We start from the raw sequence: 5,319 nt of genomic DNA, 5'->3' as shown, positions 1-5,319 counted from the left end.
CACGGCGCAGGTGGTGCGCATATCAAAAGCCGAACGGGAAACCGCCCTGCGGGCCGCCCGATCCTTCAACCTGAACATGGCCGGTGTGGACCTTCTGCGCTCCTCCGACGGGCCCAAGGTGCTGGAGGTGAATTCCTCCCCCGGGTTCGAGGGGATCGAGAAGGCCACCGGCAAGGATATCGTCGGCAAACTCTATGACGAGATCGAGATGCGCGCGAAACCGCGGCCCGTCCGGCGGCGTAAGAAGGCCTGACCCCCTCTGGACGGCGCCCGCCGGAATTCCTATATAAACGCTCAGGAACAGACGCGAGGCCCCGATGACCGAACAGTCCCACCCCGTAGAAGGCACGCCCTTGATCGCACCGTCCTCCACGGACCATCCGCTTTACGAGCAGGTCGTGGAGGCATGCCGCACGGTCTATGACCCCGAGATCCCGGTGAACATCTACGAACTGGGGCTGATCTATACGATCGACATCAACGAGGCCAACGAGGTCGACATCAAGATGTCGCTGACCGCCCCCGGCTGCCCCGTCGCGGGCGAGATGCCGGGCTGGGTTGCCGACGCGGTCGAACCCATCCCGGGCGTCAAGCAGGTCGACGTGGCGCTGGTTTGGGAGCCGCCCTGGGGCATGGATATGATGTCCGACGAGGCGCGGCTCGAACTGGGTTTCATGTAACCGGCCCGCGCAACCCCGACCAGGATCGCAACCCCCGGGTTGAGATCGCGAGCGCTACCGCCTATCTTGCCTGCAAAGGAGATCCTTTCATGTTCGGCATACCCGGCAAACAGGCCGTCACCCTCACCCCCGCCGCCTCGGCGCAGATCCAGCGCCTGATGAAGGCCGCCGGCCACGCGGGCCTGCGCATCGGCGTCAAGAAAGGCGGCTGCGCGGGCATGGAATACACCATGGAATACGTCGACACCGCCGATCCCGCGGATGAGGTCGTCGAACAGGATGGCGCCTGCGTGATGATCGCGCCCATGGCGCAGATGTTCCTCTTCGGGACCGAGATCGACTATGAAACCACGCTTCTGGAATCCGGTTTCAAGTTCAAGAACCCCAATGTGACCGAAGCCTGCGGTTGCGGCGAATCCATCAAGTTCGACGACAAGCTGACCGCCGGGTGAACCGGCGCGGGGGGCTGCGCCTCCGCCGGTACTTGACCTCGCGCGGCGCACCTGCGACTTCGGTATCCGACCCCTTGCGAACGGAGAACGGATGCCCCGCCAGATAGCCGCCGGAAACTGGAAGATGAACGGCCTGCGGGCAGATCTCGACTGCCTCGACGCCATCGCCGCTGCCCTTCCCGATCCCGCGCCGCAGGTGGTGGTCTGCCTGCCAGCCACCCTCCTCGCCCCCGCTACGGCACACAAGCTCTCCGGCCTTCACATCGGGGCGCAGGATTGCCACGCCGAAAGCAGCGGCGCCTATACCGGCGACATCTCTGCCGCCATGGTGGCCGACAGCGGCGCCACCCACGTCATCCTCGGCCATTCCGAACGCCGCAGCCTGCACCGCGAAACCGACGCTGACATACGCCGCAAGGTCACCGCCGCATGGGACGCCGGGCTCACCGCCATTCTCTGCCTCGGCGAAACGGAGGCGGAGCGCGACGCGGGCAACACGCTGGAGGTGATCGGCGCGCAGCTTGCCGCCTCGCTCCCCGATGCCGCGACCGACAGCAATATTGTCATCGCCTATGAGCCCGTCTGGGCCATCGGCACCGGCCGACAGGCCGAACCCGCCCAGATCGCCGAGGTACACGATTACATCCGCGCCAAGCTGACCGACCGTTTCGGCCGCCCCCTCGCCGACAGCATCCCGCTGCTCTACGGCGGCTCGGTCAAAGCAGGGAATGCCGCGGCAATCTTCGACATCGCGAATGTGGATGGCGCGCTGGTGGGCGGCGCCTCTCTCAAGGCTGCGGATTTCAACCCCATCGTCGCGGCGCTTGCGCAAAGCTGAAGCGGCACCGCCCCTTCACCCTTTTCCAAATACTCATCGCAATCCGCCCGCAGCACCGAAAGGCGCTGCGGGCAATGGTGCTACCGCGTGATGATCTCCGGCCCCATCATCAGCGTGGGCAACCACGTGCTGAGGATCGGGATGTAGGTCACCATGATCAGGAAGACAAAGAGCACCGCAAGGAAGGGCAGCGCCGCCCGGACCACCGACATCATCGGCATATTGGCGACACCGGAGGTCACGAAGAGGTTGAGGCCCACGGGCGGCGTGATCATCCCGATCTCCATGTTGACGACCATGATAATACCAAGGTGGATGGGATCGATCCCCAGTTCGATGGCGATGGGAAAGACCAGCGGTGCCACGATCACCAGCAGGCCCGAAGGCTCCATGAACTGGCCCCCGATCAGCAGGATCACGTTGACGATCACAAGGAACATGATCGGTCCGAAGCCCGCGTCCAGCATCGCTGCAGAGATTTGCTGCGGGATCTGCTCGTCCGTCAGCACATGCTTGAGGATCAGCGCGTTGGCGATGATGAACATCAACGTCACGGTCAGCTTGCCCGCCTCGAAAAGCGTATCGCGCGTGTCCCGGTGGAAGAAGGCCGTCACAAGCGCCCAGGGCCTTTGCAGCAGCGTGTATTTCCGGCCCGGGTCCACGTCGGCGGGGCCGGCGGTATGGCGCGGGTTCGGCTCCTCGACCAATGCCGCCATCGCGGGCTGGCCGGCGGGTGCGGCGGCCAGCGGCCCCATATCCCGGTAGACGAAGCTGGCGATCAGGAACGCATAGACCGCCGCCACCGCCGCGGCCTCCGTCGGGGTGAAGATACCGCCGTAGATGCCGCCCAGAATGATCACGATAAGAAACAGACCCCAGCCTGCCTCCAGCCCCGAGGCCCAGACCTCGCCCCAGCCCTGCCAGTCGCCCTTGGGCAGGTCGCGCAGCTTGGCGATGGCATAGATCGTCACCATCAGCATCGTGCCCGCCAGCAGGCCCGGAATGACCCCGGCGAGAAACATCCGCCCGACGGACACATCCGTGGCCGAAGCATAGACCACCATCACGATGGACGGCGGAATGAGGATACCCAGCGTGCCCGCGTTGGCGATGACACCGGCGGCGAAGTCGCGGCTGTAGCCCACCTGCCGCATGCCCGCGATCACGATCGACCCGATCGCCACCACCGTGGCCGGGGAAGAGCCGGAAAGGGCCGCGAAAAGCATACAGGCGAAAACGCCCGCAATCGCCAGCCCGCCGGGCAGATGCCCCACCAGCGCCACCGAAAAGCGGATGATCCGCCGGGCAACGCCCCCGGTCGACATGAAGGAGGAAGCAAGGATGAAGAACGGGATCGCCAGCAGCGTGTAATGCCCCGCCATCGCCTGGAACAGCGTCTGTGCGATGGAGGCCAAAGACGTGTCGCTGAGCACCAGCAGAAACAGGATCGACGACATGCCCAGCGAAACGGCGATGGGCACGCCGATCAGCATCAGGCCGATGACCATCGTGAAAAGGATGACTACTTCCATCGGCTCAATCTTCCGCGTTCATATGTTTGACGTCCTCGATGGCCTCTTCGGCCTCGTGGCTCACGATCAGGCTGTCCTGTTCGCCGCGCACGACCCGCAGGGTCGCTTCGATGAAGCGGAACAGCAGCAGCGCCATGCCAATGGGCAGGATCGCATAGGGAATGAACCGAGGCAGTTTTTCATAGGCCTCGCCCTCGTTCATGATCGGCTCGATAAAGCGCAGCCATTCTGGCATCGGCATATCCACGACCGCGTACCACGCCTGATCGCGGCTGTCGGCGAAGCCGGTGGGGAACCAGCGCCCGGTGGTGGCATCGAGCCCCGCAAAGGGCGCCCAGTAGTCCCACGCTCCCTTGAGCAGAAAGACGGCGTAGATGATGCAGATGACCCCGCTGATCAATGCGAACACCCGGCGCGGACCGTCCGAGAAGAGGTTGATGACAGCATCCACACCCAGTTGCGCCGTCACCTTCACGGCATAGCTCACGCCGAAGAGCACGAGCCATGCGAACAGGAATGTAACGGCCTCCAGCCCCCAGATCAGGGACATGTTGAACCCGTATCGCAGCACCACGTTGATGAAGGTGATAATGGTCATCGCGCCCAGTATGACGGCGATCACCGTTTCCTCGAACCGATGGACGAATTGCCCCAATGCGCCGCGCGGCGCATATGTCGTTGCCATGATCCCGGCCTCTCCCCGTGATGCGGATACGTCGAAGACCCCGGCCCCCCTTCATATGGGGGCCGGAGCCAAAGCGTTCCTGAAACGCTTAGTGCTTTTCGTTGATCGCCTGTGCGGCGTCGATGTTTTCCTGACCGACGTCATCGACGAACTGTTCCCAGACGGGCTTCATCGCGTCGACCCAGACCTGACGCTGCTCGGGTGTGAGCTCACGGATCTCGGTGCCGGTGTCGAGGATCGCCTGACGCGCTTCTGCGTCCACTTCGCCGACGGCGGCGTTACGCTCTTCGGTCACTTCCTCGATGATGGTCGCCAGCTGGCTGCGCACATCCTCGGGCAGACCTTCCCACCAGTCGGTGGAGGTCACGACCATGTAGTCCAGAACGCCGTGGTTGGTTTCGGTGACACCGTCCTGAACCTCGAAGAACTTTTGGCCATAGATGTTCGACCATGTGTTTTCCTGACCGTCCACAACGCCGGTCTGCAGCGCGCCGTACACTTCGGAGAAGGCCATCGGCTGCGGGCTCACGCCGATCGCTTCCATTTGCGCCTTGATCACGTCGGAAGGCTGAACGCGGAACTTCAGGCCATTGGCGTCTTCGGGCAGCATCAGCGGCTTGTTTGCCGACATCTGCTTCATGCCGTTGTGCCAGAATGCGAGACCGGTCAGGCCACGGCGTTCCATGGAGTTCTTCATCTCCGCGCCGACTTCGGAGTTCTGGAATTCGTCAACCGCTTCGATGTTCTTGAAAACGAAAGGCAGATCGAACAGGCGGAAGACCTTGGTGAACTGCTCGAACTTCGACAGCGAAGGTGCCGCCATCTGGACGTCGCCCTGAAGCATCGCTTCGAGCACCTTGTCGTCGTCATAGAGCGTGGAGTTCGGGAAGACTTCCATGCAGGCCTTGCCGTTCATCTCTTCGTTCACACGCTGCTCCAGCAGCGAGGCCGCTAGACCCTTGGGGTGCTTGTCGGTGTTGGTCACATGGCTGAACTTGATGACGATCTCGCCATCTTCGCAGGCCGCGGCAACGGCGGTCGCGCTGACCGAAAGGGTGAGCGCCACTGTGGCGGCGGTAAGCATTTTCATGATGTCTCCTCCCAGAGATATGGAATCACGGTTCGCATCCGG

At 63.2% G+C, this 5,319-nt stretch carries 7 protein-coding genes; 4 read left to right on the top strand and 3 right to left on the bottom strand.

The window, feature by feature from the left end:
• The 4 genes from A3764_RS10485 to tpiA all read left to right on the top strand — a co-directional run.
• Positions 1-253: ATP-grasp domain-containing protein (locus A3764_RS10485; RefSeq protein ID WP_443069373.1), on the top strand; the 253-nt coding region annotated here is incomplete at its 5' end.
• A gap of 64 nt (positions 254-317) precedes the next feature.
• Positions 318-680, top strand: a complete 363-nt coding sequence (locus A3764_RS10480; RefSeq protein ID WP_067926357.1) for an SUF system Fe-S cluster assembly protein — start codon at positions 318-320, stop codon at positions 678-680.
• Positions 681-769: 89 nt separating this feature from the next.
• Entirely contained in the window at positions 770-1,132 is a 363-nt protein-coding gene (locus tag A3764_RS10475; RefSeq protein ID WP_067926360.1) for a HesB/IscA family protein, read from the top strand.
• 91 nt (positions 1,133-1,223) lie between these two features.
• Positions 1,224-1,970 (top strand): triose-phosphate isomerase, encoded by a 747-nt coding sequence (gene tpiA, locus A3764_RS10470; RefSeq protein ID WP_067926364.1) that lies wholly within the window; start codon positions 1,224-1,226, stop codon positions 1,968-1,970.
• Between the two features lie 80 nt (positions 1,971-2,050).
• Here tpiA and A3764_RS10465 read toward each other — a convergent pair whose 3' ends face one another.
• The 3 genes from A3764_RS10465 to A3764_RS10455 all read right to left on the bottom strand — a co-directional run bounded on the left by A3764_RS10465 (position 2,051) and on the right by A3764_RS10455 (position 5,277).
• The gene (locus A3764_RS10465) at positions 2,051-3,502 is read right to left on the bottom strand and encodes a TRAP transporter large permease (protein WP_067926367.1); all 1,452 of its coding nucleotides are present in this window, start codon (positions 3,500-3,502) and stop codon (positions 2,051-2,053) included.
• A 4-nt stretch (positions 3,503-3,506) separates the two neighbouring features.
• Positions 3,507-4,187 (bottom strand): TRAP transporter small permease, encoded by a 681-nt coding sequence (locus A3764_RS10460; protein WP_067926370.1) that lies wholly within the window; start codon positions 4,185-4,187, stop codon positions 3,507-3,509.
• 88 nt (positions 4,188-4,275) lie between these two features.
• Complete coding sequence (locus A3764_RS10455) at positions 4,276-5,277, bottom strand: TRAP transporter substrate-binding protein (protein WP_067926373.1); 1,002 nt, start codon at positions 5,275-5,277, stop codon at positions 4,276-4,278.
• Positions 5,278-5,319: the final 42 nt, after the last annotated feature.

The organism is Sulfitobacter sp. HI0129, assembly GCF_001635395.1.
Classification (GTDB): domain Bacteria; phylum Pseudomonadota; class Alphaproteobacteria; order Rhodobacterales; family Rhodobacteraceae; genus Sulfitobacter.
This window is presented reverse-complemented; position numbering and strand designations above follow the sequence as displayed.